This window comes from Naasia lichenicola, from assembly GCF_004801885.1.
GTDB classification, from domain to species: domain Bacteria; phylum Actinomycetota; class Actinomycetes; order Actinomycetales; family Microbacteriaceae; genus Naasia; species Naasia lichenicola.
Genome location: NZ_SSSM01000004.1, coordinates 315,305 through 330,623, shown reverse-complemented (window position 1 = coordinate 330,623; position 15,319 = coordinate 315,305). Strand labels below are relative to the sequence as shown.

Genomic DNA, 15,319 nt, shown 5'->3' with positions numbered 1-15,319 from the left:
GGGACCTCATTTGTGCAAACTTGCACTGGATGAAATAATCGGGGCATGACTGAGCCGAACGAACTGGGACTGCGGGAGCGCAAGCGCCGGGAGACGCGACGCTCGCTGCAGATCGCGATCCTCCAGCAGTCGCTCGAGCGCGGCTACGACCACGTCACCATCGAAGAGGTCTGTCGGGTGGCGGACGTCTCGCCGCGCACGTTCTTCAACTACTTCGCCTCCAAGGAGGACGCGGTGCTCGGCGCCGTTCCGGGCTTCCCCGACGAGGGCGTGGTCGAGCGATACGTGACCGACGGATTCGGAGGGGATGCGCTGCGCGACCTGCCCGAGCTGTTCCTGTCCATGACGGACCGCCTCGAGGACATCGACATTCTGACCCTGCGCAAGCGGCTGATGCGGCAGGAGCCCGGCCTGCTCGGCCTTCGCGTTTCCTCGGGAAGGGCATTCGAGAACGCATTGAACGAGGTCGTCCAGCGTCGGATGATCCGCGAGGATCCGGCCGCGGACGTGGCCGAGGTGGAGCGCGCGGCCCGGTTGATCGCACTGGTCGGCTTCGCTGCGATGCGCCACGGATGGCTGGCCTGGATCGACGGCAGTGGTGCCATCCCGCTCGATGTGCAGCTGCGCGAGTCGTTCGCAGAGCTCGAATCGCTCGTCCTGTCCGGAACGCACGTCGGCAGAGCGGTTCCGGAGGGTTCGCTGGTCGAACAGGTGTCGCGATCGGCCGCTGCTCCGACGATCGGGTAAGCTCTGTAGCCGTGCACGCGCCAGCGCGTCGTGCCGCCTTAGCTCAGTCGGCAGAGCGATTCACTCGTAATGAATAGGTCCCGGGTTCGATTCCCGGAGGCGGCCCAGAATAGGGAAGGCCCGTTGCTTCGCAAGAAGCGGCGGGCCTTCCGCTTTCACAGCCGTCCCACTGCCTCTCGCGTAGTGAGGCGACCGCCCACTCGCCGTTCCCTAACATGGGACTGCCGCAGAGGCGCAGCGCCGATGAGGGCGCTCGAGAACGGAGTGGACATGTCGGACCAGGAATCGACCGGCCTCGGCTGGGGCATCCTCGCACCGGGCGGCATCGCGCACGCCTTCACCAAGGATCTGCAGACAGCGGGACTCCGAGTCGCGGCCGTGGGGAGCCGCTCCATCGACACGGCACGCGAGTTCGCCGATCGGTACGGCATCCCGAACGCGCACGGCAGCTACGAGGACCTCGTCGCCGACGACAGCGTCGACATCGTGTACATCGCCACCCCGCATCCGTTCCATGCCGGTGCGGCGCGGCTGGCCCTGGATGCCGGCAAGCACGTCCTCGTCGAGAAGCCGTTCACCCTCAACGGCTTCGAGGCCTGGGGGCTGGTCGAGCTCGCCGACCAAGGAGGGCTGCTCCTCCTCGAGGCCATGTGGACCAGGTTCCTGCCGCACATGAAGCGGATCCACGAGATCCTCGACGCCGGCACGATCGGCGACGTGCGCGCGGTGATCTCCGACCACACCCAGCTGCTGCCCTCCGACCCGTCGAGCAGGCTGCAGGACCCGGCGCTCGGCGGCGGCGCGCTGCTCGACCTCGGGATCTACCCCGTCTCGTTCGCCATCGATGTCCTCGGCCTTCCCACCGAGGTGATCGCGTCGTCGACGCCTACACCGACCGGCGTCGACGGCGAGACCTCGATTATCCTCAGGCACGAAGGGGGCGCTCACTCGAGCCTTTACACGGCCCTGAACTCGAAAGGTCCCAACGTCGCCAGCGTCATCGGCACGGGCGGCCGGATCGACATCGAAGCCACCTGGTACGAACCGACGTCCTTCACCGTGTACGACGGCACGGGCCAGCAGCTCGAGCGCTACGAATCGCATGTCGAGGGACGCGGCATGCAGTACCAGGCGCTCGAGGCCGAGCGCCTCGTCGCGGCCGGCGAGACCGCGTCGCCCCTGCTCACGCCGTCGGACAGCGCGGCGATCATGGACGTGCTCGACAGCATCCGCGAACGGATCGGCCTGCGCTACCCCGGCGAGTGACCTGCCTACACTGAGGCGGTGACTGGCAGACCGACTCGGCGACGAATCACGGTCATCGCCGCCGCGGCGGTGGCGTACGTCGCGCTCCTCGGCGGAGCCGCCTGGGCGGGAACCAGCGTCGGCGCCCAGGAAGACCGCAGTGCCGAGGCGGACGCGGCGTCTGCGGTGGTCGACGTCGCCGCATCGCCGACTCCCACCCCGACGCCGACCATCCCCACCCGTGCAGTGCCCGCCGCGCCGGCTGGGGCATCGCCCGTGCGCACCTGCTCGGTCGCCGATGCGGCTGCCGATCCGCGCCTCGAGCAGTTCCAGGGGCGCGCGGTCAACGCCGCTACGGGCGAGGTGCTCTTCGACCGCGGTGGGTCCACCCCGTCGCGGACGGCCAGTGTGCTCAAGGTGCTGACCACCGCCGCGGCTCTCAACGTGCTCGGACCCGACTACCGACTGACCACCAGGGTCGTCCGCGGCGCCGAGCCGGGGACCGTGGTGCTCGTCGGCGGGGGAGACGTCACGCTCTCCCGCACGCCCAGCGGCACGACCACCGCCTATGCAGGAGCGGCGCACCTCGACGAGCTGGCGGATCAGGTCACGGCGGCCTGGAACGCCGATCCAGCGACGGCCGGTTCCCCGATCACCACGGTGGTCCTCGACAGCTCGTACTTCTCGGGCGACGCCTGGCAGCCGAGCTGGAACCGCAAAGAGCTCGCCGACGGCTACATGCCGCCGATCACGGCCCTGATGGTCGACGGCGATCGCGACAGCCCGGCGAGCAACGTCTCGGCCCGCAGCGACGATCCGGTCGGGAGGGCGGGATCCGCCTTCGCTGCCGCCCTCGGTGGTGCGACGACGGTGATCGGCACCGCTCCCGTCGGGGCTCCGGTGCTCGGCCAGGTCTCATCCGCACCCGTCTCGACCCTGGTCAAGCAGACCCTCATCGTCTCGGACAACACCATCGCCGAGGCGCTCGCCCGCGTCACCGCCATCGAAGCCGGAGCAGGCAGCAGCTTCGGCTCGCTCCAGCAGGGCATCACGGCAGGGCTCGCCGCCTACGGCCTGGACACCTCGGCCCTGCGGATCGTCGACGGCTCCGGCCTGAGCGGTGGCAACGCGGTGCCGCCGTCCTACCTGACCTCCCTCTTCGTGCAGATCGAGAACCGCGCCGGCAACCTCGGCTGGCTCTACGACGGGCTTCCGATCTCCGGCGAGGCGGGCTCACTCAGCTACTCGGACCGATTCGCGGGCTCCAGCTCGCGTGCGGACGGCGCGGTGCACGCGAAGACCGGATGGATCGATGACGGCTACACCTTGGCCGGCACGATCGACGCCGCGGACGGCACCGTGCTGACCTTCGCCATCTACGCCCTCGGGGATGTGGGCGACGACGCCAAGCAGGCCATCGACGCTCTCGCGGCGGCCTTCTGGGACTGCGGCGCGAACCTCTCCGACTACTGACTTCTCCCTCCCGCCGACCCACCCATCCATCCACCTGCACGGATCAGGGGATGTCGCACGGATCAGGAGACCGTGACCCGACGGGGGCGCCAGGGCCGCCGTCGTGCCGGAATACGGGGGCGATCCCCTGATCCGTGCAATTAGCATGGCGGGATGGCCAGGGCGCTATTCATCATCGACGTGCAGAACGACTTCACCGAGGGCGGCGCTCTGGGCGTCGACGGGGGAGCCGCGGTCGCCGCGGGGATCAGCGAGTACCTCGAAGCGAATCCCGACCGCTACGACCTGGTCTTCGCCTCTCGCGACTGGCACGACGGCACCAATGACAACGGCGGTCACTTCGCCGAGGGGGCGCCCGACTTCGTCGACACCTGGCCTGTGCACTGTGTCGCAGGCACCCCGGGTGCCGAGTATCACCCCGCCCTCGACACGTCGGACGTCGACTTCCACATCCAGAAGGGACAGGGCAAGCCCGCCTACTCGATCTACGAGGGCACCACCGAGGACGGCGAGTCCGTGAAGGACCTCGTCGCCTCGCACAGCGTCGACACCATCGACGTCGTCGGGATCGCGACCGACTACTGCGTCCGCGCCTCCGCCCTCGACGCGCTCGCCGACGGCAAGCGGGTCCGCGTACTGACCGACCTCGTGGCCGGTGTCGCCGCCGCATCCAGCGTTGCCGCCCTCGACGAACTCGCCGACGCGGGGGTAGTCGTCACCGAGTCCTGATCTCGGCGACGGATTCCGCAGTTACGAGCGATCGGAAGCTCCGTTTCCGGTCCTAGGCTGGATTCGACCCATCCGGCACTGCGAAGGAGCCCCATGTCCGCCGCCGACGAATCCGCCCTGCTCGCCACCGTTCCCGACGGTCTGCTGATCGCGGGAAGGTGGGTGCCGGCATCGAGCGGCGCGACGCTGGACGTCCGGGATCCAGCGACCAATCAGGTCCTCAAGACCATCGCCAGCGCGACTCCGGAGGATGGGATCCTCGCGCTCGACGCTGCGGTCGCCGCTGCGGACGAGTGGGCTGCGACTCCGCCGCGGGTCCGCGGCGAGTACCTGCGCTCGGCGTTCGACCTGCTGATGGAGCGCAAGTCGGATGTCGCTCTGCTGATGACGCTCGAGATGGGAAAGCCGCTCGCCGAAGCTGCTGGTGAGGTCGTCTACGGCGGCGAGTTCCTCCGCTGGTTCAGCGAGGAGGCCGTGCGGATCACCGGTCGCTACGGCATCAATCCAGAGGGCACCGGCCGGACGATCGTCTCGCAGCGTCCTGTCGGGCCGTGCTACTTCATCACGCCGTGGAACTTCCCGCTCGCCATGGCGACCCGCAAGATCGCGCCCGCCCTCGCCGCCGGGTGCACCGTGGTCATCAAGCCGGCTGAGCTCACACCGCTGACCACGCTCTACGTCGGCAAGCTGTTCGAGGAGGTCGGTCTCCCCTCCGGCGTGCTCAACATCATCACCACCCACCAGTCGAAGGCGGTGTCCGGGCCGATCCTGTCGGATCCTCGGCTGCGCAAGCTGAGCTTCACCGGATCCACTCCCGTCGGCATCTCTCTGCTCAAGCAGGCGGCGGACAATGTCCTGCGCACCTCGATGGAGCTCGGCGGCAACGCCCCGTTCCTCGTCTTCGAGGACGCGGATCTGGACAAGGCGGTCGAGGGGGCGCTGCTCGCCAAGTTCCGAAACATCGGGGAGGCGTGCACCGCCGCCAACAGATTTCTCGTGCACGAATCCGTGGCCGAGGAGTTCTCCACGCGGATCACCGAGGCCGTCAACGGCTTCGTCGTCGGCCGCGGCACTGAGGAGGGTGTGCGGATCGGGCCGCTCATCAACGAGGCGGCCGTGGCGAAGGCCGACGAGCTGGTCCAGGACGCCGTCCGTCGTGGAGCGACCGTGCAGACCGGCGGAGCCCCGATAGATCGACCGGGCACCTTCTACGCACCGACCGTCGTGACCGGCGTCGTGGCAGGCAGCGACATCCTCCGCAACGAGATCTTCGGGCCGGTCGTCTCGGTCACCACCTTCGCTGACGAGGATGAGGCGATCCGCCTCGCCAACGACACGGAGTACGGGCTCGTCGCCTATGCCTTCACGAAGGACCTCGCGCGAGGTCAGCGCCTGATCGAGAAGCTCGACACGGGCATGATGGGCCTCAACTCGGGTGTCATCTCGAACGCCTCGGCCCCGTTCGGCGGCGTCAAGCAGTCGGGCCTCGGCCGAGAGGGCGGCTTCGAGGGCATCCACGAGTACCTGAGCACCAAGTACACGATGACCCCCAACCCCTTCGCCTGACCCTCCCTGCCACCCCTTTTGCACGGATCGGGAGATGTTGCACCGATCCGGAGTTGCACCGCGGACAGCTGGTGAGTTGCCCGTATCTACAGCCGATCGCGCAGTTTCTGGGGACCCTTTCCGGATCCGTGAAACTCAGTGACCGGGCCTCTCCCGAGACCGGACGGCGAGAATGGTCGCCAGTGTCTGAGGCCACTCGTCGACGATCTGCCGGTAGGTGAATCGCAGCACGCGAATGCCGGATCGCGCGAAGAAGCTGTCACGTTCCCGGTCCCAGGCGAACTGCCGTTCGCTTCCGTGCGTGGCCCCATCAGCCTCTATTACCAGCCATCCGTCGAGCATGAGGTCCACGCGGTAGCGTCCGAGTTCCACCTGTGGCTGCGGGGACAAGCCGGCTGCCCGTAGCCGCACGCGAAGGATGGATTCCAGGATGCTCTCGGCGCGCCCATCCGCCATCGGCAGCAACCTGCGGGTCGTGGAATGCGCATGGAGTGCCTCCAGTGCGCGCGGATCCAGCACGCCATTGCGCAGTCCGGAATCGATGATTCCGATCGTCCATTCTGGGCTGACGCAATTCGACGCCTGAACGATGCAGGCGGAGGGGGTGACCCTGAATCGCTCGTCGCCCGTGACACCGAGGTCACCTACCCAATGCCAGACGACCTCCGGGTCTTGACCCGCCGAGATGTTCCGGAACCCGTCGCGGCTCGACCGGAGACGGGTCGCATGATCGTCGAGGGCGACGTGCAGGCGGCGATCCTGAGGCGTGGCCAGGCCATACGAGCGTGCAGCCGAAATGCACCCGAGTCGTCCGCCTACCCCTATCGCTCGGATCGCATCCGGTGAAAGCGCCGGGGACACGTACCAGCCGATACGTGGTCTCAGCAGATCGCCACGGCGGTCGTGCGCGGCGACCTGGTGGCGCGAATATCCGCGTTCGAGCAGATCTCGGATATGAGCCACACCTCCGAGTGAGGCCATGATCGAAGCGAGCGCGCTGTCCATCGGATGACGATGGCGCATCCGAGAAGGTGCTGACGCCGCGAACCGCGATCTGTGGAGAAGCGGAGAGGTCCAAGGCCTGTGGACGACGGCCGCGTTGGTTTCACCGATCCGGAGATTGGCCTTCACTGGCGTCGAGTTGCCCACAATTGCCACCGATCACCATCTGGGCAGCCTCATTCTCCGGATCCCTGCAACATCTCCGGATCCGGAGAAGTGGGCGGCTCGGGACCTGTCAGACGAGGAGCTGGTGCTTGGCGAGCTCGCGGTAGAGGGGGACGGTGGTCACCAGCTCGGAGTGGGTGCCCACGCCCACCACGCGGCCGTGGTCGAGGACCACGATGCTGTCCGAATCGACGACAGTCGACAGGCGGTGCGCGATGACGATGAGGGTGCGGCCGGTCGCGACGGCATCGATGGCCTCGCGGAGCATCTGCTCGTTGAGTCCGTCGAGGCTGGAGGTCGACTCGTCGAGCAGCAGGATCGGCGGGGCGGAGAGCAGGGTGCGGGCGATGGCCAGGCGCTGGCGCTCGCCGCCGGACAGCATGATGCCGTCCTCGCCGACCTGGGCATCGAGCCCTGCGGGATCACGCTCGAGCACCTCAGCGAGGTTGACCCGGTGCAGCACGTCGATGCAGTCCGCGTCCGTGGCCTCCGGAGAGGCGAGCAGGAGGTTGTCACGCAGGCTGCCGGCGAGCACGGGTGCGTCCTGCTCGACGTAGCCGATCTGGCTGCGCAGAGCCACCCGATCGATGCCGCGGATATCCACCCCGCCCAGTCGGATCGATCCCGAGTCGGCGTCGTAGAAGCGCTCGATGAGGGAGAGGATCGTGCTCTTGCCTGCACCGGACGGACCGACGAGGGCCGTGCGCGATCCCCGCGGCACCGTGAAGCTGACGCCGTGCAGCACCGGCTGCCGGACGATCGCCGCCGAGTCTGCGGCTGGGACGGCCGGACGGGAATCGCCCTGCTCGGCGAGGGTGTCGTAGCCGAAGCGGATGTCAACGAACTCGATCGCCGGGGCCGAGCTCCGTGCATCGGCGACCGTGGCGGCGTCGGCCAGCGGCGCGATGCCGCGATCCGCGTCGCTCTCGTCGGGGAGAGCCAGCACCTCCTGGATGCGTCCGAGCGCGCCGAGAGCCTGATTGACGGCGTTGATCGCCCCGAAGAACTGGCCGAGCGGCATGATCATCAGGAACAGGAAGAGGATGAAGGCGACGAGATTCGCCACGCTCGTGGCCCCGCTCGCCACCCGGTATCCGCCGACGCCGAGCACGACGAGGAACGACACCTGCATGGCGACGATCGCGACGGGCGTGATCAGGGCGGAGATGCGCGCCACCTTGATGCCCTGGAGCCAGGCCCCTTCGGCGTCGCGGTTGATCGCGTCGACCTCGCGGTCGGTGGCATTGGCGGCCCGTACGGTGCGGATCGCGCTGATCGAGCGCTCGACCGCGGCGGCGAGGTCTCCCACCTTCTTCTGTCCCTCGCGGATGGCCGGCCGGATGCGCGCGGACATCGTGACGACGGTGACCACCGCGATCGCGACGACCAGGAGGGTGAGCAGCAGGAGGACGGGATCGAGGATCGCCATGGCGATGAGAGCGCCGACGAAGGTGAGCGCACCGCCGACCGACTCGACCACGCCCTGGGTGAGCACGGCTCGCAGCAGGGTGGTGTCCGATCCGACGCGAGAGACGAGGTCGCCGACCCGACGGGTGTCGAACTCCGCGATGGGCAGGTGCAGCATCTTGGCGACGAGCTGTCGACGCGAGCTCAGCACGACTCCCTCGCCGGTGCGCTGCAGCAGGTAGTGCTGATAGCCGGCGAGGATTCCGGCGAGGACGACGAAGGCGACCAGCAGCCAGACCAGTCCGCCGAGCGGCTGTCCATCCTGGACGACGGAGATCACGTTGCTCACCAGCAGGGGCTGAGCGAGCGACGACAGGGAGCCGAAGATGCTGAGGATGAGCACCAGCACCATCACGCGGCGGTGCTCGAGCAGGTAGGGGAGGAGCTGGCTGAGGCTTGCACGCGGACCTGTGTCGTCGGCGGCGCGCCGCCCGAAGAGCGATCGTCGAGCTGGTCCGGTGGTCGGCGTCGCCCCCGGTGCCGACTCGGGTGTAGACCCCGTCGTCGAGGCCGGCCGTGCGGACTGGGTGCTGGAGCTCATCGTGCTGCCTCGTGGTCGATCGATGCGACCGGACTGCGGTCTGCTGCGTTCATCTTCTTCCGTACTTCTTGTGCACTGCCTGACGGGAGACCTCGAGGCACAGCGCGATCAGCTGCCAGGATGCGCCTGCCGTTCGGGCACGACGGACGGCCACCGCCTCGATCCGATCGAGTTCTGCCCGCATCCGATGCACCGCGCGCAGCGCCTGCACGGGGTCATCCGAACCCGCATCCCCCGCGAGCGTGTGAAGCTGTCCGACATCCATGGCGTCAACCGTAATTGACAAGCGGACGAGCTGTCAATCTGAGTTGACGCGCTCCACCGTTACCCCAGGATCGTCAGCTCAGGGGGCGAGTGATCCGGTGCTGCCGTTGTCGACGAGGTCGATCTCGCGCGTCTCCTTGCTGAGCAGCAGGGCGATCAGGGTGAGCACCGCGGCGCCGGTCAGGTACAGGCCGACCTTGAAGATGTCGCCGTCCGCGGTCCAGAGCGCCAGCGCCACCGTCGGCGCGAGCGAGGCCCCGAGGATGCTGCCCACGTTGTAGGCGATCGCCGACCCCGTGTAGCGGACGTTCGTCGGGAAGAGCTCGGGCAGCAGCGCACCCATCGGTCCGAACGTGAGACCCATCAGCGAGAGGCCAGTGGCGAGGAACAGCGCGACGCTCGCCGAGTCCATGGACGCCGCGAACCAGGACTGGAAGGTGAGGCCGAAGATCGCGATCGCGATGGTGATCACGATGAGGGTCTTCCGGCGCCCGTAGCGGTCGGCGAGGATGCCCGCGATCGGGGTGAAGATCGCGAAGAAGGCGACGCCGATCAGGAGCAGGCCGAGGAACTCGGGTCGCGAGTAGCCGAGGCCGACCTTGACGCCTTCCGCCGCCTCGGTCGGCGCTGTGCCGTAGGTGAGCGTGAAGGTGGTCATGAAGTAGAACAGCACGTAGGTCGCCAGCATGATGAACGTGCCGAGGATCAGCGGGCGCCAGCTGTAGCGGAAGACCGTCGCGAGCGGCAGCTTCACGCGCTCGCCGCGCTCGATCGACTTCGTGTAGATGGGGGATTCGACCAGTCGAAGCCGGACGTACAGCCCGACGACGACGAGCAGCGCGCTGACCAGGAACGGCACCCGCCAGCCCCAGGCAGCGAAGGCTTCGGGGGTGATCGACAGCGAGAGGATCAGGAACAGGCCGTTCGCGAGGATGAAGCCGATCGGTGCGCCCAGCTGCGGGAAGGTGCCGTAGACGGCGCGGCGGCGGGCGGGCGCGTTCTCGATGGCGAGCAGCGCGGCGCCGCTCCACTCCCCGCCGAGGCCGAGCCCCTGGCTGAAGCGCAGGACCGCGAGCAGGATGGGCGCGACGACGCCGATGGAGTCGAAGGTGGGCAGGCATCCGATCAGGAAGGTCGCGATGCCCATCACGAGCAGCGATGCGACGAGGGTGGCCTTGCGGCCGATCCGATCGCCGAAGTGGCCGAAGATGATCGAGCCGATCGGGCGGGCGAAGAACGCCAGCGCGAACGTCGCGAACGACGACAGCTGCGCGGCTACCGCGCTCTCGCTCGGGAAGAACAGTGCGGGGAAGACGAGGACGGCTGCCGTCGCGTAGACGTAGAAGTCGTAGAACTCGATCGAGGTGCCGACGAGGCTCGCGATGATGACCCGGGATCGCGGGTTCACGGGGGCGGTGGTGGGAGCGGCAGTCGACATGGGAAGTCCTCGATCAGGGAGTGCCGGGCGGTGGCACCGGGCGCTGGCCGTGCGGTCTCACCGCAAACAGGCCGCTGACTAGGGTATCGCCCCGTGGGCGTGCTGCGGACTCGACGCCGGGGGAAGTCGTCGCGTATCGGCCCAGGTCGGCCGTGGTGCGCCCCGCCTCCACTGAGCCCGCTCGCCACGTGAGCAGTAGCCGGAGCGCCGTGATCCGACAGAATGGCCGGATGGGCAAGGTGATCGTGGTCGGTTCGCTCAACGTGGACTCCATCGTGACGGTGGAACGTCATCCGAGGCCGGGCGAAACCCTCATCGGAGGCGATCTGCAGACGATGTTCGGCGGCAAGGGCGCGAACCAGGCGGTCGCGGCGGCGATGGCCGCGGCCCAGGTCTCGATGATCGGACGGGTCGGCGACGACGCGATGGGGGAGCAGTACATCGCACGGCTCGCGGCGTTCGACATCGACGTGGATGAGGTGCGTGTCGATCCCTCGTCGCCCACCGGCCACGCCGCGATCGCTGTCGCAGCGGACGGCGAGAACACGATCATCGTGTCGCCGGGCGCCAACGGCAGGGTGAGCGTCGACGACCTCGGGTCGCTCGACGATCTGAGCGAGGGGGATGTCGTCCTCCTCCAGCTCGAGCTCTCGATCGACGTGGTGGAGGACGCCGCCCGCCGTGCTGCGGCGGCGGGCGCGCGCGTCGTGCTCAACCTGGCGCCGTACGCCGACGTGAGCGAGGACGTCCTGTCGCTGGCCGACCCGGTGATCGTCAACGAGCACGAGGCCCAGCTGATGCGGGCGGCAGGACGGGATCCTCGATCGGTGCTGATCACGCTCGGCGCCGACGGCGCGAGCTGGGGCGATATCTCCGTACCGGCCGATCGGGTCGACGAGGTCGTCGACACCACCGGGGCTGGCGACAGCTTCTGCGGCACCTTGGCCGCGCGACTCGCGGCCGGGGAGCATCGCGAGGCGGCTATGCGCGCCGCAGCCGCGGCCGCCGCCGTCTCGGTGGGATGGCCTGGAGCTCAGCCCTCTGAACCCTGAGAGCATGTGCACGAATCAGGGGATTGCCCCCGAAAACCACGCGCTGGGGGCTCCGAACGCCCCCGTTGGGTACCGATCTCCTGATCCGTGCAAGATCTCCTGATCCGTGGAAGCGTCTAGGAGGCGGAGGCGCGGATCTGGCGCAGAGTGAGGGCGGTGCGCATTGCGGCCTCGGCGGCCTCCGCGCCCTTGTCCTCCTTCGAACCCTCGAAGCCGGCGCGGTCGATGCCCTGCTGCTCCGTGTCGAGGGTCAGGACGCCGAAGCCCACCGGCTTGCCCGTGGTGAGTGCCACCTGGGTGAGCCCGCTGGTCGCCGCGTCGGAGACGAACTCGAAATGCGGGGTGCCGCCACGGATGATCACGCCCAACGCGACCACCGCATCCGCACCCGCCTGAAGGGCGGCCTGCGCGAGCACCGGCAGCTCGAAGCTGCCGGGGGCGGTCACGACGGTGACCTCGGCGCCGGCGGCGTCGAGGGTGCGCCGCGCGCCGGCGAGCAGGCCATCCGCGATGGTCGCATGCCAGGTGCCGGCCACGATGGTGACCTTCAGTCCGCTTGCGTCGATATCGCCGACGTTCCCGGTGGGTGCGCCCTCGCCGCTCATCGTGCCCCTCCTGCAGTGCTGATCCCCGCGCCGAAACCGCCGAGGCGGCCCTCCAGGTCGTGGCCCATCCGATCCCTCTTGGTCTCGAGGTAGCCCTCGTTGAACATGCTCTCGCCGACGACGAGAGGCACCCGCTCGGCGACGTTCACCCCGTGGGCTTCGAGCTGAGCGACCTTGTCGGGATTGTTGGTCAGCAGTCGGATGTCCGAGGCCCCTAGATCGTCGAGGATCGCGGATGCCGCCCCGTAGTCGCGCGCGTCGGCAGGGAAGCCGAGCGCGAGGTTGGCGTCGAGAGTGTCGAGCCCGTCCTCCTGCAGTCGATAGGCGCGCAGCTTGTTGACCAGGCCGATGCCGCGCCCCTCATGCCCACGGAGGTATACGACGACTCCGCCCTCGACGGCGATGGCATCGAGCGCCGCGTCCAGCTGCGGCCCGCATTCGCACTTGAGCGAGCCGAACGCTTCGCCGGTCAGGCACTCCGAGTGCACGCGGACGAGAGCGCCCGCTCCCGGCTGCCCCGAGATGATCGCGACGTGATCCGCGCCCGTCGTGGTGTCGTGATAGGCGCGCATCCGGAACACTCCGTGCGTGGTGGGGACGTTCGTCTCGACCTCGAAGCGCACGCGCGGCGTCTCGAGGATCGCCACCGCAGGATCGGGGACCTCGCCGAAGCCGTGCTCGTCGAGGTAGGCGATCAGCAGCTCGATGGTCGTGACGAGCACGCCCTCGCGCAGGCCGAGCTCGATCAGACCGGGCAGCCGGGTCATCTCGCCGTCGTCGGACATGATCTCGCCGATCGCCGCGACGGGCATGAGGCCCGCGAGCTTGAGCAGATCGACGGCCGCCTCGGTGTGTCCCGCGCGGGCGCGCACGCCGCCGGCCACTGCGCGCAGCGGCAGGATGTGGCCCGGCCGGATCAGGCTCGACGGCGTCGACGATCCACTGGCCAGCACGCGCAGCGTGTGGGCACGGTCGGCGGCGCTGATCCCGGTCGAGAGGCGATCGGATGCGTCGACGGTGACCGTGTAGTTGGTGCCGCGGGAGTCCTCGTTGTGGGCGACCATGACGGGCAGGTCGAGCCGATCGGCGATCTCGGCGGTCATCGGCGCGCAGATGAAGCCCGAGGTGTGCCGGATGGTCCAGGCCATCCACTCCTTCGTCGCGAGCTCACCGGCGAGGATGACATCGCCCTCGTTCTCGCGGCCCTCATCGTCGGCGACGATGACCGGTCGGCCGAGTCGCAGCTCCGCCAGGACGGCGGGGATCGTGGCGAGACTCATCTCGCACCTCCTTCTGTTGCACCCGCGACGGCGTCTGCCGATGCGGGAAGGGTGGGGACGGCGGGCGCGGCCAGCCCGAAGGCGACCAGGCGCTGCACGTGGCGGGCGAGCACGTCGGTCTCGACGTTGACCAGTCCGCCGATCTCGAGCGCACCGAGGGTGGTGGCGGCGAGGGTCTCGGGGATGAGGCTGACCTCGAACCACGCGCCGCCGCCGCCGTTCGCGTCGCCGCCGTTCGCGTCGCTGCCGTTCGGGGCGCTGCCGTTCGGAGCGCTGACTGCGGACACGGTGAGCGAGACGCCCGAGACGGCGATCGAGCCTTTGTCGACGACGAGCGGGGCGAGCTGCGGGTCGAGCGCGAACCGCAGCACCCGCCACGACTCGAGGTCGGTCCGGCGCAGCAGCGTGCTCACGCCGTCCACGTGGCCCTGCACGATATGGCCGCCGAGGCGGTCGCCGACCTGCATCGCTCGCTCGATGTTGGCGTGGTCGCCCACGGCGAGGCCGGAGATGGCGGAGACCGCGAGGGTCTGGCCCATCACGTCGGCGGTGAACCAGTCAGGACCCTGATCGATGACGGTCAGGCACACCCCGCCCACCGAGATGGAGTCGCCGTGCCCGGCGTCGGAGGCGGCCTGAGGCGCTCGGACAGTGAGCCGTGCACTGCCGTCCTCCTGGTGGTCCCAGGCGAGGATCTCGCCGCGCTCTTCGATGATTCCAGTGAACACGTCAGTGCTCCTCTCGTGCCGCGGGGCCGCGCGACGATGCGGATGTCGTCGCCGAGGCGGTCGACGGAGACGAGGGCGAGGCGTCGGGCGTCGCCGATGGTGGGAATGCCGAGGTCGCCGATCGCGAGGCGGTCACCGCCGAGCAGCACGGGTGCGAGGTAGATCAGGTACTCGTCGGCGAGGCCGGCCCGCGCGAAGGAGCTCGCGATCGCGGGTCCGCCTTCGACGAAGACGCTGCGGATGTCGCGGGCGAAGAGCGCGTCGAGGTGGGCGGGGAGGTCGTCACCGGCGAACTGGACGAACCCGCCCGGGTGCTCGCGCACCTTCGCCGTGTCCGGAGCGGGTCGGGAGCCGAGCACGACCGCGAGGGGCTGACGGTCCATGAGGTCTCCGGCGGCGTCGCGGGCGGTGAGGCTCGGGTCGTCCGCGAGGACCGTGCCCATCCCGGCGACGATCGCACCGGCCTCCGCTCGGCGTCGGTGCACATCGGCCCGGGCGGCGGAGCCGGTGATCCACTGGCTCGTTCCATCCTGGGCGGCGGCGCGGCCGTCGAGGCTCGCCGCCCACTTCACCGTCACATACGGTCGTCCGAGCCGGGCCGACGTCAGCCAGCCGTGGATCGTCGACTCGGCCTGATCGGTCGCCGGCCCGAGATGCACCTCGACTCCTGCCTCGCGCAGGCGCTCGGCGCCGCCGATGGCCATCGGATTCGGGTCGGAGACGGCATGGAAGACGCGAGCTATCCCTGCTGCGATCAGCGCCTCGGAGCACGGCCCTGTGCGTCCGGTGTGATTGCAGGGCTCCAGGGTGACCACCGCGGTCGCTCCCCGAGCCTCTCTGGGAGCGAGCTTGGAGAGTGCATCGACCTCCGCGTGGGCAGTTCCCGCGCCGCGATGCCAGCCCTCTGCGAGAGTGACGCCGTTCGCGTCGAGGAGGACGCAGCCCACCTGGGGATTGGCGCCGCCCGCTGGTCCGCGCAGGGCGAGTTCGAGAGCCCGGGTCATCGCGTCGCGGACC

At 69.0% G+C, this 15,319-nt stretch carries 14 protein-coding genes and 1 tRNA gene; 7 read left to right on the top strand and 8 right to left on the bottom strand.

Annotated features, from left to right (window positions below; genetic code table 11):
- Nucleotides 1–45: 45 nt before the first annotated feature.
- The 6 genes from E6C64_RS09700 (at nucleotide 46) to E6C64_RS09675 (ending at nucleotide 5,760) form a co-directional block, all read left to right on the top strand.
- Nucleotides 46–747: a TetR/AcrR family transcriptional regulator gene (locus E6C64_RS09700; protein WP_199241003.1), complete on the top strand. Its 702-nt coding sequence runs from the start codon at nucleotides 46–48 to the stop codon at nucleotides 745–747.
- Between the two features lie 32 nt (nucleotides 748–779).
- Nucleotides 780–852, top strand: a tRNA-Thr gene (locus E6C64_RS09695).
- A gap of 165 nt (nucleotides 853–1,017) precedes the next feature.
- Entirely contained in the window at nucleotides 1,018–2,013 is a 996-nt protein-coding gene (locus tag E6C64_RS09690) for a Gfo/Idh/MocA family protein (RefSeq protein ID WP_136427299.1), read from the top strand.
- An 18-nt stretch (nucleotides 2,014–2,031) separates the two neighbouring features.
- Complete coding sequence (locus E6C64_RS09685) at nucleotides 2,032–3,465, top strand: D-alanyl-D-alanine carboxypeptidase/D-alanyl-D-alanine-endopeptidase (RefSeq protein WP_233255546.1); 1,434 nt, start codon at nucleotides 2,032–2,034, stop codon at nucleotides 3,463–3,465.
- A 153-nt stretch (nucleotides 3,466–3,618) separates the two neighbouring features.
- Nucleotides 3,619–4,194 carry an isochorismatase family protein gene (locus E6C64_RS09680; RefSeq protein ID WP_136427298.1) on the top strand — a complete coding sequence of 192 codons (576 nt, stop codon included), beginning with the start codon at nucleotides 3,619–3,621 and terminating at the stop codon, nucleotides 4,192–4,194.
- A gap of 93 nt (nucleotides 4,195–4,287) precedes the next feature.
- Entirely contained in the window at nucleotides 4,288–5,760 is a 1,473-nt protein-coding gene (locus E6C64_RS09675; RefSeq protein ID WP_136427297.1) for an NAD-dependent succinate-semialdehyde dehydrogenase, read from the top strand.
- Between the two features lie 135 nt (nucleotides 5,761–5,895).
- Here the strand turns inward: E6C64_RS09675 and E6C64_RS09670 are convergent, their stop codons facing one another.
- The 4 genes from E6C64_RS09670 to E6C64_RS09655 form a co-directional block, all read right to left on the bottom strand.
- Nucleotides 5,896–6,765 carry a DUF559 domain-containing protein gene (locus tag E6C64_RS09670; RefSeq protein ID WP_158437823.1) on the bottom strand — a complete coding sequence of 290 codons (870 nt, stop codon included), beginning with the start codon at nucleotides 6,763–6,765 and terminating at the stop codon, nucleotides 5,896–5,898.
- Nucleotides 6,766–6,997: 232 nt separating this feature from the next.
- Nucleotides 6,998–8,935: an ABC transporter ATP-binding protein gene (locus E6C64_RS09665; protein WP_136427295.1), complete on the bottom strand. Its 1,938-nt coding sequence runs from the start codon at nucleotides 8,933–8,935 to the stop codon at nucleotides 6,998–7,000.
- A 49-nt stretch (nucleotides 8,936–8,984) separates the two neighbouring features.
- The gene (locus tag E6C64_RS09660) at nucleotides 8,985–9,200 is read right to left on the bottom strand and encodes a hypothetical protein (protein ID WP_136427294.1); all 216 of its coding nucleotides are present in this window, start codon (nucleotides 9,198–9,200) and stop codon (nucleotides 8,985–8,987) included.
- 78 nt (nucleotides 9,201–9,278) lie between these two features.
- Nucleotides 9,279–10,637 (bottom strand): MFS transporter, encoded by a 1,359-nt coding sequence (locus E6C64_RS09655; RefSeq protein ID WP_136427293.1) that lies wholly within the window; start codon nucleotides 10,635–10,637, stop codon nucleotides 9,279–9,281.
- Between the two features lie 209 nt (nucleotides 10,638–10,846).
- Here E6C64_RS09655 and E6C64_RS09650 point away from each other — a divergent pair, with 209 nt between their 5' ends.
- Entirely contained in the window at nucleotides 10,847–11,689 is an 843-nt protein-coding gene (locus E6C64_RS09650) for a ribokinase (RefSeq protein ID WP_332908221.1), read from the top strand.
- Between the two features lie 116 nt (nucleotides 11,690–11,805).
- Here E6C64_RS09650 and ribH read toward each other — a convergent pair whose 3' ends face one another.
- From ribH to ribD, 4 genes are read right to left on the bottom strand one after another with little or no spacing between them, the layout of a single operon-like run.
- Nucleotides 11,806–12,294: a 6,7-dimethyl-8-ribityllumazine synthase gene (gene ribH / locus E6C64_RS09645; protein ID WP_136427292.1), complete on the bottom strand. Its 489-nt coding sequence runs from the start codon at nucleotides 12,292–12,294 to the stop codon at nucleotides 11,806–11,808.
- The gene (gene ribA, locus E6C64_RS09640; protein WP_136427291.1) at nucleotides 12,291–13,574 is read right to left on the bottom strand and encodes a GTP cyclohydrolase II; all 1,284 of its coding nucleotides are present in this window, start codon (nucleotides 13,572–13,574) and stop codon (nucleotides 12,291–12,293) included. Before ribA ends, ribH begins: the two co-directional genes overlap by 4 nt.
- A complete protein-coding gene (locus E6C64_RS09635; RefSeq protein WP_233255579.1) occupies nucleotides 13,571–14,269 on the bottom strand; it encodes a riboflavin synthase in 699 nt (232 codons plus the stop codon). Before E6C64_RS09635 ends, ribA begins: the two co-directional genes overlap by 4 nt.
- Nucleotides 14,155–15,306, bottom strand: a complete 1,152-nt coding sequence (gene ribD / locus E6C64_RS09630) for a bifunctional diaminohydroxyphosphoribosylaminopyrimidine deaminase/5-amino-6-(5-phosphoribosylamino)uracil reductase RibD (protein WP_233255578.1) — start codon at nucleotides 15,304–15,306, stop codon at nucleotides 14,155–14,157. Before ribD ends, E6C64_RS09635 begins: the two co-directional genes overlap by 115 nt.
- Nucleotides 15,307–15,319 lie beyond the last annotated feature (13 nt).